The organism is Homoserinibacter gongjuensis, assembly GCF_030161875.1.
Lineage (GTDB): Bacteria > Actinomycetota > Actinomycetes > Actinomycetales > Microbacteriaceae > Homoserinibacter > Homoserinibacter gongjuensis.
The window spans coordinates 2,687,721-2,704,424 of sequence record NZ_BSVA01000001.1; the positions used below are offsets into that span (position 1 = coordinate 2,687,721).

Annotated in this window: 12 protein-coding genes and 9 pseudogenes; all 21 read left to right on the plus strand. The window is 71.8% G+C overall.

The window, feature by feature from the left end; genetic code table 11:
* The first annotated feature begins 1 nt into the window (after nt 1).
* Nucleotides 2-903, plus strand: a pseudogene (gmk, locus tag QQK29_RS14430) (guanylate kinase).
* An 11-nt stretch (nt 904-914) separates the two neighbouring features.
* Nucleotides 915-1,169 (plus strand): DNA-directed RNA polymerase subunit omega, encoded by a 255-nt coding sequence (rpoZ, locus tag QQK29_RS14435; protein ID WP_284301269.1) that lies wholly within the window; start codon nt 915-917, stop codon nt 1,167-1,169.
* Between the two features lie 62 nt (nt 1,170-1,231).
* A complete protein-coding gene (gene coaBC, locus QQK29_RS14440) occupies nt 1,232-2,422 on the plus strand; it encodes a bifunctional phosphopantothenoylcysteine decarboxylase/phosphopantothenate--cysteine ligase CoaBC (RefSeq protein WP_284301271.1) in 1,191 nt (396 codons plus the stop codon).
* A 46-nt stretch (nt 2,423-2,468) separates the two neighbouring features.
* Nucleotides 2,469-3,664: pseudogene (metK, locus tag QQK29_RS14445) on the plus strand (methionine adenosyltransferase).
* 21 nt (nt 3,665-3,685) lie between these two features.
* Entirely contained in the window at nt 3,686-5,167 is a 1,482-nt protein-coding gene (locus tag QQK29_RS14450; RefSeq protein WP_284301273.1) for a primosomal protein N' family DNA-binding protein, read from the plus strand.
* A complete protein-coding gene (locus QQK29_RS14455; RefSeq protein ID WP_284301274.1) occupies nt 5,140-5,403 on the plus strand; it encodes a hypothetical protein in 264 nt (87 codons plus the stop codon). The genes QQK29_RS14450 and QQK29_RS14455 overlap by 28 nt, the downstream gene beginning before the upstream one ends.
* The gene (locus tag QQK29_RS14460) at nt 5,370-5,651 is read left to right on the plus strand and encodes a hypothetical protein (protein ID WP_284301276.1); all 282 of its coding nucleotides are present in this window, start codon (nt 5,370-5,372) and stop codon (nt 5,649-5,651) included. Before QQK29_RS14455 ends, QQK29_RS14460 begins: the two co-directional genes overlap by 34 nt.
* Nucleotides 5,652-5,690: 39 nt before the next feature.
* Nucleotides 5,691-6,606, plus strand: a pseudogene (gene fmt, locus QQK29_RS14465) (methionyl-tRNA formyltransferase).
* A pseudogene (locus QQK29_RS14470) lies at nt 6,603-7,978 on the plus strand (RsmB/NOP family class I SAM-dependent RNA methyltransferase). Before fmt ends, QQK29_RS14470 begins: the two co-directional pseudogenes overlap by 4 nt.
* A complete protein-coding gene (gene rpe / locus QQK29_RS14475; RefSeq protein WP_284301278.1) occupies nt 7,975-8,664 on the plus strand; it encodes a ribulose-phosphate 3-epimerase in 690 nt (229 codons plus the stop codon). Before QQK29_RS14470 ends, rpe begins: the two are co-directional and overlap by 4 nt.
* 19 nt (nt 8,665-8,683) lie before the next feature.
* Nucleotides 8,684-9,052: an FKBP-type peptidyl-prolyl cis-trans isomerase gene (locus tag QQK29_RS14480; RefSeq protein WP_284301280.1), complete on the plus strand. Its 369-nt coding sequence runs from the start codon at nt 8,684-8,686 to the stop codon at nt 9,050-9,052.
* Nucleotides 9,053-9,187: 135 nt separating this feature from the next.
* A complete protein-coding gene (locus QQK29_RS14485) occupies nt 9,188-9,451 on the plus strand; it encodes a phosphoribosyl-ATP diphosphatase (protein ID WP_284301282.1) in 264 nt (87 codons plus the stop codon).
* 45 nt (nt 9,452-9,496) lie between these two features.
* Nucleotides 9,497-10,336 carry an ATP phosphoribosyltransferase gene (gene hisG, locus QQK29_RS14490; RefSeq protein ID WP_284301284.1) on the plus strand — a complete coding sequence of 280 codons (840 nt, stop codon included), beginning with the start codon at nt 9,497-9,499 and terminating at the stop codon, nt 10,334-10,336.
* Nucleotides 10,336-11,094: pseudogene (gene hisF, locus QQK29_RS14495) on the plus strand (imidazole glycerol phosphate synthase subunit HisF). Before hisG ends, hisF begins: the two are co-directional and overlap by 1 nt.
* A pseudogene (hisI, locus tag QQK29_RS14500) lies at nt 11,091-11,455 on the plus strand (phosphoribosyl-AMP cyclohydrolase). Before hisF ends, hisI begins: the two co-directional pseudogenes overlap by 4 nt.
* Nucleotides 11,431-12,986, plus strand: a pseudogene (locus tag QQK29_RS18925) (anthranilate synthase component I). Before hisI ends, QQK29_RS18925 begins: the two co-directional pseudogenes overlap by 25 nt.
* Nucleotides 12,983-13,594, plus strand: coding sequence for a Trp biosynthesis-associated membrane protein (locus tag QQK29_RS14515; RefSeq protein WP_284301286.1), 612 nt, complete (start codon nt 12,983-12,985; stop codon nt 13,592-13,594). The pseudogene QQK29_RS18925 and the gene QQK29_RS14515 overlap by 4 nt, the downstream one beginning before the upstream one ends.
* A 70-nt stretch (nt 13,595-13,664) precedes the next feature.
* The gene (locus tag QQK29_RS14520; RefSeq protein WP_284301288.1) at nt 13,665-13,895 is read left to right on the plus strand and encodes a DUF6704 family protein; all 231 of its coding nucleotides are present in this window, start codon (nt 13,665-13,667) and stop codon (nt 13,893-13,895) included.
* A gap of 1 nt (nt 13,896) precedes the next feature.
* A pseudogene (gene trpC / locus QQK29_RS14525) lies at nt 13,897-14,672 on the plus strand (indole-3-glycerol phosphate synthase TrpC).
* Nucleotides 14,669-15,898 carry a tryptophan synthase subunit beta gene (gene trpB / locus QQK29_RS14530; protein WP_284301290.1) on the plus strand — a complete coding sequence of 410 codons (1,230 nt, stop codon included), beginning with the start codon at nt 14,669-14,671 and terminating at the stop codon, nt 15,896-15,898. Before trpC ends, trpB begins: the two are co-directional and overlap by 4 nt.
* Nucleotides 15,895-16,703: pseudogene (gene trpA, locus QQK29_RS14535) on the plus strand (tryptophan synthase subunit alpha). The gene trpB and the pseudogene trpA overlap by 4 nt, the downstream one beginning before the upstream one ends.
* Nucleotide 16,704 lies beyond the last annotated feature (1 nt).

Below are 16,704 nucleotides of genomic sequence, written 5' to 3' on the forward strand. Positions count from 1 at the left end.
CATGCCCGAGGTCGACCGCGCCGCGGCCGGTCGGGCGGCTATCGCTGCGCGCCGTGCTCGGGCAGCCGTGAAAGACGCCGTGCACCGCCGCGAACGACGCGCCCTCGAGGTCGCCGAGGCGGCCTGGGCCGAGCCCGCGAGCCCCGAGGGAACGCTCCGGGTGCGCGAGCTGCTCACGAGCATCCCGGGCATCGGTCCCACGCGCGTCGCGCGCATCATGCACGAGCTCGCTATCGCGGATGCCAAGCGCGTCGGCGGTCTCGGCAGCCGCCAGCGCACCAAGTTGCGCGCCTGGCTCGAGCAGCGCGAAGGCGCCGTGCCGCCGCGCAGCCGCCTCGTGGTGCTCGCGGGACCGACCGCGGTGGGCAAAGGCACCGTGTCGAGCTACATCCGTGACAACTATCCCGAGGTGCTGCTGAGCGTCTCCGCGACGACGCGCCCGCCTCGCCCCGGCGAGGTCGATGGCCGTCACTACTACTTCGTCGACGACGACACCTTCGACAAGATGATCGCCCAGGGGAGTTCCTCGAGTGGGCTACGGTGCACAACGCGTCGCGCTACGGCACCCCGCGGTCGCCGATCGACGCGGCCCTGGCATCCGGACGCAGCGTGCTGCTCGAGATCGATCTGCAGGGGGCGCGCGCGGTCAAGGAGGCGATGCCCGACGCGCTGCTCGTGTTCCTGCTGCCGCCCAGCTGGGAGGAGTTGGTGCGTCGTCTGACCGGTCGGGGCACCGAGTCCGCGGCCGAGCAGGCCCGCCGACTCGAGACCGCGAAGGTCGAATTGGCCGCCCAGGACGAGTTCGACGTCAAGGTCATCAACCATGACGTCGGCCGCGCGGCGCAGGAGGTCGTAGAATTGCTGGCAGTGCCCGGAACCCCGTCCGCGCGCACGGAGACCTGAGGAGAGCCGGAATGGCCGACAACAAGGGCATCATCGACCCGCCCATCGACGAACTGCTGTCGAAGGTCGACTCGAAGTACCAGCTCGTCATCTTCGCCGCCAAGCGCGCGCGTCAGATCAACGACTACTACGCCGACCTGCATGAGGGCTCGCTCTTCGACAACGTCGGCCCGCTCGTCGACTCGACCATCGACGACAAGCCGCTCTCGGTCGCGCTGCACGAGATCAACGAGGACAAGCTCGTTCTCACCCCCATCGCCGAGTAGCCCGACGATGTCCCGCTGGCCCCGGAGCCGCGCGGCGGCGTCTCGGAACCGGCGTCGTGCCGATGACTGAGCCGTTGCGGGTCGTCGTCGGCATCTCGGGCGGCATCGCGGCCTACAAGGCCGTCGGTGTCGTGCGCGAGTTCGTGCTGCGCGGTCACGACGTGCACGTCGTGGCGTCGGATGCCGCCCTGCGTTTCGTGGGACGTCCGACCCTCGAGGCCATCAGTCGCAACCCCGTGCAGACGGAGCTCTTCGACGGGGTGGCGGAGGTGCGTCACGTCGCGCTCGGCCAGTCCGCGGATCTCGTGGTGGTGGCCCCCGCGACCGCGAACACGCTCGCCAAGCTCGCGGCGGGGCTCGCCGACGACCTGCTCGGCACGACGATCCTCGCCTCGACCGCGCCGCTCGTGGTGGCGCCCGCGATGCACACCGAGATGTGGCAGAACCCGGCCACCCGCGACAACGTGGCCACTCTCCGGGCGCGCGGCGTGCACGTCGTGGGACCGGCGTCGGGCCAGCTCACCGGCAGCGACAGCGGGCCCGGGCGCATGTCCGAGCCCATCGACATCGTCGACGCCGCGCTTGCCGCGTTGCGGCCCCGTGACCTCACCGGACGGCGCGTCGTCGTGACCGCCGGCGGAACCCGTGAGCCGCTCGACCCGGTGCGGTTCATCGGCAACCGCTCGAGCGGCAGGCAGGGCATCGCCCTGGCCGAGGCCGCGCGCGATCGCGGGGCGGAGGTCGTGCTCGTCGCCGCCCACCTCGAGGTGGCTGCCCCGACGGGGGTGGAACTGCAGGAGGTCGCCACAACGGAGCAGCTCCGCGTTGCGACGCTGGATGCGGCAGCCGGGGCTGACGCCGTGATCATGGCGGCCGCGGTGGCGGACTACCGGCCGGAGACGGTCGCGCCAGGAAAGATCAAGAAGGAGCAGCAGGGCGACGAGCTCACGCTACGGCTCGTGCGCAATCCCGACATCCTGGCGGAGCTCGCCGCCGAGCGGACTCCCGGCCGCACCCTGATCGGATTCGCGGCCGAGACCGAGTCCGACGACGACGCCATGCTCGAACTCGGACGCGCGAAACTGGCGCGAAAGGGCTGCGACCATCTGGTCGTCAACAGGGTCGGCTGGAACGAGGGTTTCGCCGCAGCTGAGAACACCGTCGTCATCGTGTCGCGACCCGGCGATATAGTGACCCGGGCGAGCGGCACCAAGCGCGAGGTCGCGGACGCGATCCTCGATCTGCTGGTTTGACCCGCCGCCGCGATCCTTCGACGACTCGACTGAAACTAGGGTGTCCGTGAGTTCTCCGCTGCGTCTCTTCACCTCCGAATCCGTCACGGAGGGGCATCCCGACAAGCTGTGCGATCAGGTGAGCGACTCGATCCTCGACGCGATCCTCACCGTGGACCCGCACGCGCGGGTCGCCGTGGAGACCCTCGTCACGACGGGGCTCGTGCACGTCGCGGGCGAGGTGTCCACCACGGGGTATGTGGAGATCCCGCAGATCGTGCGCAAGAGGATCACCGACATCGGCTACGACTCCTCGGATGTCTGGTTCGATGGGCGCTCATGCGGCGTGTCCGTCTCGATCGGCGGACAGTCGCCCGACATCGCCCAGGGTGTCGACGATGCCTACGAGACGCGCGAGGGCACGAGCGTCGACGATCTCGATCGGCAGGGCGCCGGCGACCAGGGCATCATGTTCGGCTACGCGACGCGTGAGACCCCGAGCTCATGCCGTTGCCGATCTGGCTCGCGCACCGGCTCGCGGAGCGCCTCTCCGAGGTACGCCACCGCGGCGAGGTGGACTACCTGCGCCCCGACGGCAAGACCCAGGTGACCGTCGGCTATGAGGGTGTCACCCCGCGCACCATCGAGACGATCGTCATGTCGGCGCAGCACTCGCCCACGGTCTCCAACGAGCAGTTGCGCTCGGAGCTGTTCGAGCTCGTCGTGCGTCCGGTCCTCGAGCGCATCGACCTGCCCTGGGAGGATGCCCAGCGCTTCATCAACCCGACCGGACGATTCGAGATCGGCGGGCCCCAGGGCGACGCCGGGCTCACCGGCCGCAAGATCATCGTCGACACCTACGGGGGAGCCGCGCGCCACGGCGGTGGGGCCTTCTCGGGCAAGGATCCGTCGAAGGTCGACCGCTCGGCCGCTTACGCCATGCGCTGGGTGGCCAAGAACGCGGTTGCGGCCGGTCTGGCCGAGCGTCTCGAGGTGCAGGTCGCCTACGCAATCGGCAAGGCCGCGCCGGTGGGACTCTACGTCGAGACCTTCGGAACGGGTGTCGTGGCCGACGAGGTCATCACGCGGGCGATCCGCGAGGTCTTCGATCTGCGTCCGGCGGCCATCATCCGCGACCTCGATCTGCTGCGGCCCATCTACGCCGCAACCGCCGCCTACGGCCACTTCGGTCGCGAGCTGCCCGAGTTCACCTGGGAGCGACTCGACCGCGTCGACGAGCTGCGCGCCGCATCCGGGATCTGACATGCCGCGTGCCCGACGCACATGAGCACCCCGACGATCGCCCGCGTCGTGCTCGACACCCCGCTGCCGCAGCTCGACCGCCTGCTCGACTACCGCATCCCGGAGGGCATGGAGGGCGTCGTGCCCGGCGTGCGCGTGATGGCGCCGCTGCGTTCCGCGAATCGGATGACGCAGGGCTTCGTCGTCGAGCTCACCGATGAGCAGGAGCACCCCGGCCCGCTTTCCGACCTCGACTCGGTCGTGTCGGCCGCCGAGGTGCTCCGGCCGGAGGTCTGGCGCCTCGCCCGCGCCGTCGCGGATCGCGCCGCAGGTTCCGCGATCGACGTGCTGCGGCTCGCGATCCCCAAGCGTCAGGTGCGGGTCGAGAAGTCCTGGCTGACCGCCCGCGCGTCGGGCACGGCCGCCCTCGCGCCGCTCGCCGGCGAGCCGGTCGCGGTCGCCGGCTACCGCGAGTCGGACGTCACTGCCCTGCTCTCGGGCGGGCGCGTCGCGCTGAGCGTGGATCCCGGCGTCGTCGCGGCGGGAGAGAGCTGGGTCGGCCGCTGGGCGATGACGCTCGCTCAGCTCGCCGCGCGCACCGTGATCGCGGGTGCGTCCGCGATCCTCGTCGTGCCCGATCACCGCGATGCGCACCAGCTCGAGGCGGCTCTCGGCACCCTGCTGCCGGCCGAGCGGCTCGTGCGCTTCGACTCCGCACAGCCGGATGCCGACCGCTACCGCGGCATGTTGCGCGCGATGGGTGACGACCCGGTCGTCGTGCTCGGCAACCGCTCGGCCGTGTACGCCCCCGCGGCGAAGCTCGGCCTGCTCGCGGTCTGGAACGACGGCGATCCGCTGCTGAGCGAGCCCCTCACCCCCTATGTGCATGCACGGGATGCGGCCCTCGTGCGGCAGGAGCAGCAGGGCGGTGCCCTGGTCTTCGCCGGGCACACCCGCACAACTGACGTGCAGCGGCTCGTCGAGGTGGGATGGCTCACCGAGCTGGCCCCGAGCGCCCGCGTCGCGTCACGATCGTGCCGACCGCACGCGCCACGGGTTCTTCCGCCGACGACCACGCCCGGATCCCGAGCCTCGCGTGGCGCGAGGCGGCGGCCGCGGCGAAGACGGGACCGGTGCTCGTGCAGGTCGCGCGCCCCGGTTACGCGCCCGGGCTCCGCTGCGCCGAGTGCGGCACCGCGGCCCGTTGTCGCACCTGCGCGGGACCGCTGCAGTTGCAGCGCGCATCCTCGGCACCGACGTGCCTCTGGTGCGGTCGCGAGGAGCGCACCTTCCGCTGCACGGAATGCGGCGCGTCGCGCCTCACGCGCGTGGGCGCCGGCTCCACGCGCACGGCAGAGGAGCTGGGGCGCGCCTTCCCGGGCATCCGCGTCATCGTCGCGGATGGCGAGCGCCGCGTGCTCGAGGTCGACGAACGACCCGCGCTCGTGGTGGCGACCCGCGGGGCCGAGCCGCTCGCGGCGGGCGGCTATCGCGCGGTGCTGCTGCTCGACGGCGAGCGGATGATCGCGCGGGAGACCCTGCGCATCGCCGAGGACTGCCTGCGCTGGTGGGCGGATGCCGCCGCCCTCGCCTCCGATGACGCGCGGGTGTTCCTGGTGGGGGTGGGTGGTCGCCTGGCCACCGCCCTCGCGACCCACAGCATCCCCGCCTTCGCGCGCGGCGAGCTCGCCGATCGCCGAGCGCTCGGCTTTCCCCCGCGGCGCGGGTGGCGACGCTCGACGGCGTTCCGGATGCGGTGACCGCGGCGCTCGAGGCGCTCCCGCCCGAGGCCGACACGATCGCGGAGCGCACCATCGACGGGCGCACGCGCGCCCTCATCCGCTTCGACTACGCCCACGGACCCGCTGTCGCCCGCTCGGTGCGCGGTGAGATCGTGCGCCAGGCCGCGACGCGTCGCAAGCCACTCCCCGGCGCCGCGCGTCCCGGGCGGGCACCCCTCCCGCTGCGCGCCCGCTTCGACGACCCCGAGCCCTTCGACGAGAGCTGAGCACAGCACGCGCGCTCGCCGACCGGGCAGGATGGTGGGGTGCGTCTGATCTTCGCGGGAAGCCCCGCCGCCGCCGTGCCCAGCCTGCGGGCGCTCCTCGACGGGGGCACGAGGTGCTCGCCGTCGTGACGCGCGAAGATGCACCGCTCGGCCGCAAGCGCGTGCTGACCGCCACCCCCGTCGCCGACGCGGCGTCCCAGGCCGGTCTGCCCGTGATCAAGGCCAACCGCCTGTCGACTGTGGAGGATGAGCTGCTCGCCCTCGACGCGGACCTCGGCGTGGTCGTGGCGTATGGCGGCCTCATCCGGGAGCCGATCCTCTCGGCTCCGCGGCACGGGTGGATCAATCTGCACTTCTCGCTGCTGCCGCGTTGGCGAGGCGCCGCACCCGTGCAACACGCACTGATCGCGGGCGACGCCGAGACCGGTGCGGCCGTCTTCCAGCTGGTGCCCGAACTCGACGCGGGGCCAGTATTCGCGACCGAGCGCGTGACGATCGGACGGGTGCAGACCGCGGGTCACCTGCTCGAGTCGCTCAGCGTCTCGGGGCGCGGCTGCTCGCGCGGGTCGTCGACGAGATCGCCGCGGGCGCGGCCGTCGCCACGCCGCAGGAGGGCGAGGTGACACTCGCGCCGAAGCTCGATCTGGGCGATGCGCGGCTCGATTGGACCGAGCCGGCCTCGCGCATCGAGGCGCGGCGGCGCGGCGTCACGCCCGAGCCGGGTGCGACGACGACCCTCGACGGGGAGCGCTTCAAGGTGCTCGACGCCACCATCGCCCATGGCGCGCCCCGACTCGATCCCGGCGTCGTCGCCCTGCGGGGACGTGCCGTGCACGTCGGCACCGCCGACGACCCGATCGAGCTGCTGACCGTGCAGCCCGCGGGCAAGCGGCCGATGCCCGCCGGCGACTGGTGGCGTGGGCGCGCGACCCACGCGCCCACGGTGCTGCGATGAGCCGGATTCAGCCGGCACGGCGGGTCGCCTTCGATGTGCTCGCCGCCGTGCGCGCCTCGGACGCGTACGCGAACCTGCTGCTGCCCACCCGCATCCGCGATGCCCGACTGAACGGCGCAGACGCCGGCCTTGCGACGGAGCTCGTCTACGGCACGCTGCGCATGCAGGGCTACTACGATCGCGTGATCGAGCTCGCGGCGCGGCGGCCGACCGCGAAGATCGACCCGCCGGTGCTCGACGTGCTGCGCCTCGGCGCCCACCAGCTGCTGAGCATGCGCACCGCCCCGCACGCGGTGCTCGACGAGTCGGTGGAGCTCGTGCGGCGCGCCCGCACGGGGTCCGCCGCGGGATTCGTGAACGGCGTGCTGCGCACGCTCTCACGCGAGCAGCCCGAGGTCTGGCGGATGCGGGCGCTCGAGGGGCTGTCGGGCGACGCGCGGCTCGCCGTCGAGTTCTCCCATCCGGAGTGGGTCGTGGCCGCACTCGCTGCGGCGCTCGCGCAGGAGGGCGCGGAGTCGCAGCTGGGCGACCTGCTCGCGGCCGACAACGTCGCACCTCGCGTGTCGCTCGCGGCGCTTCCCGGGCGCGCGGATGCGTCGACGCTCGAGCAGACCGGCCGCTTCCTCCCCGGACGGCTCTCGCCGATCGCCCTTGGGTCGCCGGGCGGCGATCCTGCCGCGCATCCCGAGGTCGCGGAGGGGGTCGTGCGTGTGCAGGACGAGGGCTCCCAACTGGCCGCACTCGCCCTCACGCGTGCACGCGCCGTGGTGCCGGGGGAGCGGTGGCTCGATCTGTGTGCGGGCCCGGGTGGGAAGGCCGCCGTGCTCGCCGCGGAGGCCGCACAGGGCGGCGCGCGCCTCGTCGCGAACGAGGTCGTCCCCGCCCGAGCGGGGCTGGTGCGCACAGCGCTCACACCCTTCGCGGGGCCTGATGCCCCCGAGGTCGTCATCGGCGACGCACGCCGGTTCGCGGATGCCGGGGAGCGTTTCGACCGCATCCTGCTCGATGCGCCCTGCACGGGTCTGGGCGCGCTGCGGCGGCGTCCCGAAGCGCGGTGGCGCAAGAGCGCGGGCGACCTTGCGGCCCTCACAACCTTGCAATCGCAGCTGCTCGATGCCGCGGTCGCCGCCCTCACGCCGGGCGGGCTACTCGCCTATGTGACGTGCTCGCCGCATCCGGACGAGACCCGCGCGCAGGTGCAGCAGGTGCTCGAGCGCCATCCCACGCTGCGCACGCTCGACACTCCCGCCGTGCTCGCTGGGGTCGCGCGCGAGCCCTCGGGCTGCCCGACGCCCCGTCGGCGCAGCTGTGGCCCCATCGGCACGGCACCGACGCCATGTTCATCCAGCTGCTCACTACGCTCGAGGTGTGAGCCCTCGAGACCCGCAGGACGGCGCCGTGCGCATCCAGCCCAGCATCCTGTCGGCGGACTTCGCCAACATGCAGCGCGACGTCGAACGCATCGCGTCGGCCGACGGCGTGCACGTCGACGTCATGGACAACCATTTCGTGCCGAACCTGACCTTCGGACCGCAGATGGTCGAGGCGGTGCAGCGGGTGTCGCCGATTCCGCTCGACGTGCACCTCATGATCGAGGACGCCGACCGCTGGGCACCCGGGTACGCCGAGTTGGGTGTGTTCTCGGTGACCTTCCACGCCGAGGCCAGCACGGATCCCGTGGCCCTCGCCCGCCGCATCCGGCACCTCGGCGCACGTGCCTCGATCGCCCTCAAGCCCGGCACCCCCGTCGAGCCCTACCTCGAACTGCTGCCCGAATTCGACCAGGTGCTCGTGATGACCGTCGAGCCCGGCTTCGGCGGGCAGAGCTTCATGGCCGACATGATGCCGAAGCTCCGCACCCTTCGCGCCGCAGCGGAGCGCCACGGCATCGACCTCTGGCTGCAGGTCGACGGCGGCATCGCCCTCGACACGATCGGCATCGCCGCCGAGGCGGGCGCCGACACCTTCGTGGCGGGCTCCGCGGTGTACGGGGCGGCGGATGTCGAGGCCGCGATCGCGGAGCTCCGCGCCGCCGCGGCCGCGTCGCACGCGCACTGAGCGTGCTTGACTTGTCGACATGACCGACAAGACCAAGCCCGAGATCGACTTCATCGAGGGCCCGGCGCCCACCGAACTCGTCATCACCGACCTCGAGGTCGGCGACGGTGCCGAGGCCACCCCCGGCGCGACCGTCGACGTGCACTACGTGGGCGTCGACTTCGAGACCGGCGAGCAGTTCGACGCGAGCTGGGACCGCGGCTCGAGCATCCAGTTCCCGCTGTCGGGCCTCATCAAGGGCTGGCAGGACGGCATCCCGGGCATGAAGGTCGGCGGACGCCGCCAGCTCGTCTGCCCGCCGAACTACGCCTACGGTCCCGCGGGCTCGGGTCACCGCCTCGGTGGCCGCACGCTCGTCTTCGTGATCGACCTGCTCGGCGTGCGCTGACCCGACCCTCTCCTCGTCAAACGCTGTAGCGCTTGCCCTCGCGCGCCCGTCATCCCTGGCGCCGAACGGTGAGCGCTACAGCGTTTGGCATCCCCACCGACGGTGAGGGCGGCGGCGGCCCGGTAACCTAGCCGGGTGAAGTCGTTCGACGCCCTCTTCGAGGAGCTCTCCGCCAAGGCCGTCGCGCGCCCGGAGGGGTCGCGCACCGTCGCGGAGCTCGACGCGGGCGTGCACGCGATCGGCAAGAAGATCGTCGAGGAGGCCGCCGAGGTCTGGATGGCGGCCGAATACCAGTCCGACGCGGAGACCGCGGAGGAGATCTCGCAGCTGCTGTACCACCTGCAGGTGCTCATGATCGCCAAGGGCCTCACCCTCGAGGACGTGGGCCGACATCTGTGAACACGCATCCTGGCCGATGACCGTTCACGAACAGAAAGCACCCACATGCTGAGAATCGCCGTGCCCAACAAGGGCACGCTGTCGGAGACCGCCACCTCGATGCTGCACGAGGCCGGCTACGCGACCCGCCGTGATCAGAAGGAGCTCATCGTCGCGGACCCCCGCAACGACGTCGAGTTCTTCTATCTGCGCCCGCGTGACATCGCGACCTACGTCGGGTCGGGGGCGCTGGATGTCGGCATCACCGGTCGCGATCTGCTGCTCGACTCGCACTCGGCGGCGCTCGAGGTCGACGTGCTCGACTTCGGCTCGTCGACCTTCCGCTTCGCCGGCCCGATCGGCCGCTTCGAGAACCTGCGCGATCTCGAGGGCGTGCGCGTCGCGACGAGCTACGACACCCTGGTGCGCGACTTCCTCGCCGCCGAGGGCGTCAATGCGACGGTCGTGCGCCTGGACGGCGCCGTCGAGTCCGCGGTGCGGCTCGGAGTCGCGGATGCCGTGGCCGACGTGGTCGAGACCGGTTCCACCCTGCGCAAGCAGGGCCTGGAGATCTTCGGCCCCGTCATCCTCGAGTCGAGCGCCGTGCTCATCGCGGGCCGCGACGACGTGCCGGGGCTCGACACGCTGCGGCGCCGGATCCAGGGCGTCATCGTCGCGCACCAGTACGTGCTCATCGACTACGACCTGCCGGCCGACCTCGTCGACCAGGCCACGGCCGTCACGCCGGGGCTCGAATCGCCGACCGTCTCGCCGTTGCGCGACACGGGCTGGGTCGCCGTGCGGGTCATGGTGCCGCGCAGCGACATGAACCAGGTCATGGACGAGCTCTACGCCGTCGGGGCCCGGGCGATCCTCGTGAGCGCCATCCACGCGGCGAGGATCTGATGGACGTCGTGGTGCGCGTCATCCCGTGCCTCGACGTGGCCGCGGGGCGGGTGGTCAAGGGCGTCAACTTCGAGGGCCTGCGCGACGCGGGTGACCCCGTCGAGCTCGCCGCGAGATACTACGAACAGGGCGCGGACGAGATCACCTTCCTCGACGTGACCGCGACGGTCGAGGATCGCGCGACGACGTACGAGACGGTCACGGCGACCGCCGAGCAGGTGTTCATCCCGCTCACGGTCGGCGGGGGTGCGTTCCGCGGAGGATGTCGCGCGACTGCTCGGGCACGGCGCAGACAAGATCGGCGTGAACTCGGCAGCGATCGCGCGCCCCGAGCTCATCGACGAGATCGCCGACCGTTTCGGCGCCCAGGTGTGCGTGCTCTCACTCGACGTGAAGCGGTCGCCGCGCACGGCATCCGGCTTCGTCGTGACGACCCACGGCGGCCGCACCGAGACCGACCGCGACGCACTCGAGTGGGCGCGCGAGGCCATCGAGCGAGGCGCCGGCGAGTTGCTCGTCAACTCGATCGACGCCGACGGCACGAAGCAGGGGTTCGACCTCGAGCTCGTGCGCGCGATGCGGGAGCTCTCGAGTGTGCCCGTCATCGCCTCGGGGGCGCGGGGGCCGCACGCGACTTCGCGCCCGCGGTCGAGGCAGGAGCGGATGCCGTGCTCGCCGCATCCGTGTTCCACAACGGAGAGCTGACGATCGGCGACGTCAAGCAGGCGCTCACGGGCGCGGGAATCGAGGTGCGATGAACGTCGAGGAGGCCGTCTCGGCCGCGCGGTTCGATGCGGACGGCCTGCTGCCCGCGATCATCCAGCAGCACGACACCGGTGAGGTGCTCATGCTCGGCTACATGGACGCCGAGGCACTGCGTCGCACCCTCGCCGAGGGCCGCGTCACCTTCTGGTCGCGCAGCCGCCAGGAGTACTGGCGCAAGGGCGACACGAGCGGCAACCGGCAGTACGTGAAGGGGCCGCCCTCGACTGCGACGGCGATACGCTGCTCGTCCAGGTCGAGCAGCAGGGCCCCGCCTGCCACACGGGTGCGCACAGCTGCTTCGATGTCACCCCGCTGGATCCCACCATCGGATTCCCCGAGGAGTCGATTCCGTGACCACCACGACGCGCCCCGAGTTCGACGCCGCCCTGGCCGCGGGCCATCGGGTCGTGCCGGTGCTGCGTGAACTCTTCGCCGACGGGGAGACGCCCGTGGGCGTCTACCGCAAGGTCGCCGCAGGGCGCCCCGGCACCTTCCTGCTGGAATCCGCCGAACAGGGCGGCATCTGGTCACGCTGGTCGTTCATCGGCGCCGGATCCCTCGGGGTGCTCACGCAGGAGCGCGACGAGACGGGCGACCGCGCCGTCTGGATCGACTACGGGCTGGATGCCGAGCGCGCCTTCGGGGGAGCACCCACGGCGCCGCTCGCCGCCGTCGATGCGCTCTACGCCCGCTGGCGCACCCCGCAGCGCGCCGGGCACCCTCCGCTCACCGGGGGCTCGTGGGCTTCATCGGCTGGGAGGCGGTGCGTCAGCTCGAGCGGCTGCCCGCCGTGCCACCCGCCGAGGTGCCGATCCCCGGGCAGGCTCTCGCCTTCGTCTCCGAGCTCGTGGCGCTCGATCACCGCACGGGCACCGCGACCCTCATCGCGGCCGTGCTGGGCGACGGCGCCGAGAGCCCGGATGCCGCGTGGGAGAGGGCGCAGGGCCGGCTCGACGCCCTGCAGCGCGATCTCGCACGTCCATCGCCCGCCGCGCTCGCCCGGGTCGACCTCGCGGTCGAGCCTGAGCCGCGTCACCGCATCCCGCAGTCCGCGTTCGAGCAGTCGGTCGTGCGTGCGAAGGAGTTCGTGCGCGACGGCGATGTCTTCCAGGTGGTCATCTCGCAGCGCTTCGACCACGAGCTGCGGGCCTCGCCGCTCGAGGTGTACCGGGTGCTCCGGGCGCTGAACCCGAGCCCGTACATGTACCTGCTCGCGCTCGAGACGCCCGCCGGAGAGCCGTACTCGATCGTCGGCAGCTCACCGGAGGCGCTCGTCAAGGTGCAACGGGGGCGGGTGTTCACCCACCCGATCGCCGGATCGCGCCCGCGCGGCGAGAGCCCGGAGCGTGATCTCGAACTCGCCGAGGAGCTGCTCGCCGACCCCAAGGAGCGTTCCGAGCACCTCATGCTCGTCGATCTGGCCCGCAACGACCTCTCGAAGGTCTGCACGGCCGGCAGCGTCGAGGTCACCGAGTTCATGCAGGTCGAGCGTTTCAGCCACATCATGCACCTGGTCTCGAGCGTCGAGGGCGACCTGAAGCCGGATGCCAGCGCGGTCGACGTCTTCCGGGCGACGTTCCCCGCCGGCACGCTCTCGGGGGCGCCCAAGCCGCGTGCGCTCGAGATCATCGACGAGCTCGAGGTGGCCCAGCGCGGACTCTACGGGGGCGTCGTGGGCTACTTCGACCTGGCAGGCGACGCCGACCTCGCGATCGCGATCCGCACCGCCACGCTCATCGGCGACACCGCCTACGTGCAGGCGGGCGCGGGTCTCGTCGCCGACTCCGACCCGCGGCTCGAGCACGAGGAATCGGTGCACAAGGCAGCAGCCCCGCTGCGTGCCGTCGCGGTCGCCAACGCCATGCGCCGAATCGACGGATCATGACGCCCGCACGCGTGCGCGGTCTGCTGCTCGCGATCACGGCGCTGCTCGCGGCCCTCGTGTTCCTCGCCTGGTCGCAACCCTGGTTCAGCCTCGAACTCACCGCCTCCAGCGGTGACCCCGTGTCGCTCGACGTGCGGGGGGATGTCGCGGCCTCGGCCCTTGCGCCGCTCGCCCTCGCGGTGCTCGCGATCGTGGCCGCGCTGGCGCTCGCCGGCCCCGTGTTCCGGGTCGTCTTCGGCGTGCTCGAGTCGCTCCTCGGCGCGTGCGTGATCGCCGTGACGGCGGTGAGCCTCGGAGACCCGGCCGCGGCATCCGCGCACGCCGTGACCGACGTGACGGGTGTGTCGGGCGCGGACTCGGTTCGCGAGCTGATCTCGTCCGTCGCTGTGTCGGTATGGCCGACCGTCGCGATCGTGGTCGGCGCGCTCATCGTGCTCGCGGGCGCCCTGGTGGCCGTCACCGCCCCGCGCTGGCCCACATCGGGACGCCGCTACTCGCGCAGCCGTGGCGTGCCCGCGGATGCCGTCGAGGCGGAGGCGGCACCGGATCCCGTCTCGGAGTGGGACGCGCTGAGCGACGGCGACGATCCGACGGCGGGCGCCCGCTAGACTGGGGCCGCCCGCTGTCGCGGGCATCCCGGCGGAGTTTCCGCCGCGCGCACTCGAGAAGGAGCTCCTCGTGACCGACACGCACGATCCCGGACACGGCAACTCACCCGCCGCCTGGGTCGCGGTGACCATCATGCTCATCGCCTTCGCGCTGGGCACGGTGTTCTTCTGGTTCGACCTGCCCATGCTCGTGTGGGCATCGGCGGGGCTGCTCGTGGTCGGCGCGATCGTGGGTCTCGTGCTCGCGAAGCTCGGCTACGGTGTGCGCGGCCCGAAGTACGGTGCGAAGGTCCACGACTAGCGTGCTCGACGATCTCCTCGCCGGGGCTCTCGCCGACGCCTCGGAGCGTCGCGCTGTGCGCAGCTTCGCCGAGGTCGAGGCGGATGCGCTGGCCGCTCCCGCCGCACACGACGCCCTCGCCGCCCTCGCCCCGGCCGACCGGGTCAAGATCATCGCCGAGGTGAAGCGCGCGAGCCCCTCGCGGGGTTCCTCGCCGAGATCCGCGACCCCGCGGGACTCGCCGTCTCGTATCAGACCGGGGGAGCCAGCGCGATCAGCGTGCTCACCGAGCAACGCCGCTTCGGCGGCTCGCTCGACGACCTCCGCGACGTGCGGGCAGCGGTCGAGGTGCCGGTGCTGCGCAAGGACTTCATCGCCGACCCCTATCAGGTGCTCGAAGCCCGCGCGGCAGGTGCCGATATCGTGCTCCTCATCGTGGCAGCCCTCGATCAGCCCGTGCTCGCCGAGCTGTACCGGCTCATCGGCGAACTGGGCATGACGGCTCTCGTCGAGGCGCACTCGGCCGCGGAGGTCGACCGCGCACTCGAGATCGGCGCCCAGCTCGTGGGCGTCAACGCGCGCGACCTCACGACGTTCCAGCTCGACCGCGAGCTCTTCGGCACGCTGGCCGGCTCGATCCCGTCCGGCGTCATCCGCGTCGCCGAGTCGGCCGTCACCTCGCCCGCCGACGTCGCGCACTACCGCGAGGCCGGAGCCGACGTCGTGCTCATCGGCGAGGCGCTCGTGACGGGCGACGATCCGGTGACGACCCTCGAGTCCTTCCTGGCGGCCGGATGAGCGCGAGCATCCGCGAGAGTCTGCGCGGCCTCCCCGGTCCCTTCTTCGGCGACTACGGCGGACGCTTCATGCCCGAGTCGCTCATCGCGGCGATCGACGAACTCGCGGCCGCCTACGACGAGGCGAAGGTCGATCCCGCCTTCCAGGCGGAGCTCGCCGAGCTGCACCGCAGCTACACCGGGCGCCCCTCGATCATCACCGAGATTCCTCGGTTCGCCGAGCACGCCGGAGGCGCGCGGGTGTTCCTCAAGCGTGAGGATCTCAACCACACCGGCAGCCACAAGATCAACAACGTGTTGGGCCAGGCGCTGCTCACCCGGCGGATCGGCAAGACGCGTGTCATCGCCGAGACGGGCGCGGGACAGCACGGCGTCGCGACCGCGACGGCAGCGGCCCTGTTCGGCCTCGACTGCACGATCTACATGGGCGAGGTCGACACCCAGCGTCAGGCCCTCAACGTCGCCCGGATGCGCTTGCTCGGTGCCGAGGTCATCTCGGTCACCACGGGCTCCCGCACGCTCAAGGACGCCATCAACGAGGCCTACCGCGAGTGGGTCACGAGCGTCGAGACGACCAACTACATCTTCGGCACCGCGGCGGGCCCGCATCCGTTCCCCGCGATGGTGCGCGACTTCCAGAGCATCATCGGCGAGGAGGCCCGCGCACAACTGCTCGAGCAGCTCGGTCGTCTCCCGGATGCCGTGGTCGCGTGCGTCGGCGGGGGCTCGAATGCGATCGGCATCTTCGACGCGTTCCTCGACGACGAGGGCGTCGCCCTCTACGGCATCGAGGCGGCCGGCGATGGCATCGATACCGAGAAGCACGCGGCCTCGATCGAGCGCGGCCGCCCGGGGATCCTGCACGGTGCCCGCAGCTACCTGCTGCAGGATGAAGACGGGCAGACGATCGAATCGCACTCGATCTCGGCCGGACTCGACTACCCCGGCGTGGGACCGGAGCACGCGTACCTCGCCGACATCGGCCGGGCCAGCTATCAGCCCGCGAGCGACGCCGAGGCGATGGACGCGCTGCGACTGCTGAGCCGCACCGAGGGCATCATCCCCGCGATCGAGTCGGCGCACGCCCTCGCGGGTGCCCTCCGCATCGGACGAGAGCTCGGAACGGACGGCGTCGTGCTCGTGAACCTCTCGGGCCGCGGCGACAAGGACGTCGCGACCGCGGGTCGCTGGTTCGACCTCTTCGACGAAGGGGCGGTGCAGGCATGAGCCTCGACGCGTCACCGGCCGCCCGGTCGGACGCCGGTGTCGGCGCCACCCTCGCGCAGCGCAAGGGGCTCGTCGGCTACCTCCCGGTCGGCTTCCCCGATCTGCAGACGTCGATCGACGCCGCCGTCGCCCTCGTCGAGAACGGCTTCGACGCGATCGAGCTCGGGCTCCCGTACTCCGACCCGGTCATGGACGGCCTGACGATCCAGAAGGCCACCCAACAGGCCCTCGCGAACGGATTCAGGGTTCGCGACGTGTTCACGGCGGTCGAGGCGGTGCGGAGCCGTGTCGACGCGCCCGTGCTCGTGATGACCTACTGGAACCCGGTCGTGCAGTACGGGGTCGGCCGCTTCGCCGACGCGCTGCGGGATGCCGGGGAGCGGGACTCATCACGCCCGACATTACCCCGGATGCCGCGGACGACTGGCTCGCCGAGAGCGAGCGCACGGGGCTCGACCGCGTCTTCCTCGCCGCGCCGTCCTCGTCGGATGCGCGACTGGCCGAGACGGTGCGGGCGAGTCGCGGATTCGTCTACGCCGTGTCGACCATGGGCATCACGGGCGCCCGCGCCGACCTCGACGCGAAGGCACGCGCGCTCATCGCCCGCTTGCGCGAGGCCGGTGCCACCGGTCCCGACACGATCGCCGCGTGCGTCGGCGTCGGCATCTCGACGTCCGAGCAGGTCGGCGAAGTGCTCGGTTACGCGGACGGCGCGATCGTCGGCTCCGCTCTCGTGACCGCTCTCGCCGAGGGCGGTCTGGCGGGCCTCGCCCGCACGTCTCTCGCACTCTCTCAGGGAAAGTAGA

Bases quoted from the DNA above. Each gene is read 5' to 3' on its own strand.
- rpoZ (WP_284301269.1), top strand. From the start codon at position 915: ATGGCCGACAACAAGGGCATCATCGACCCGCCCATCGACGAACTGCTG.
- QQK29_RS14450 (WP_284301273.1), top strand. From the start codon at position 3,686: ATGAGCACCCCGACGATCGCCCGCGTCGTGCTCGACACCCCGCTGCCG.
- QQK29_RS14515 (WP_284301286.1), top strand. From the start codon at position 12,983: ATGACGCCCGCACGCGTGCGCGGTCTGCTGCTCGCGATCACGGCGCTG.
- coaBC (WP_284301271.1), top strand. From the start codon at position 1,232: ATGACTGAGCCGTTGCGGGTCGTCGTCGGCATCTCGGGCGGCATCGCG.
- QQK29_RS14480 (WP_284301280.1), top strand. From the start codon at position 8,684: ATGACCGACAAGACCAAGCCCGAGATCGACTTCATCGAGGGCCCGGCG.
- trpB (WP_284301290.1), top strand. From the start codon at position 14,669: ATGAGCGCGAGCATCCGCGAGAGTCTGCGCGGCCTCCCCGGTCCCTTC.
- hisG (WP_284301284.1), top strand. From the start codon at position 9,497: ATGCTGAGAATCGCCGTGCCCAACAAGGGCACGCTGTCGGAGACCGCC.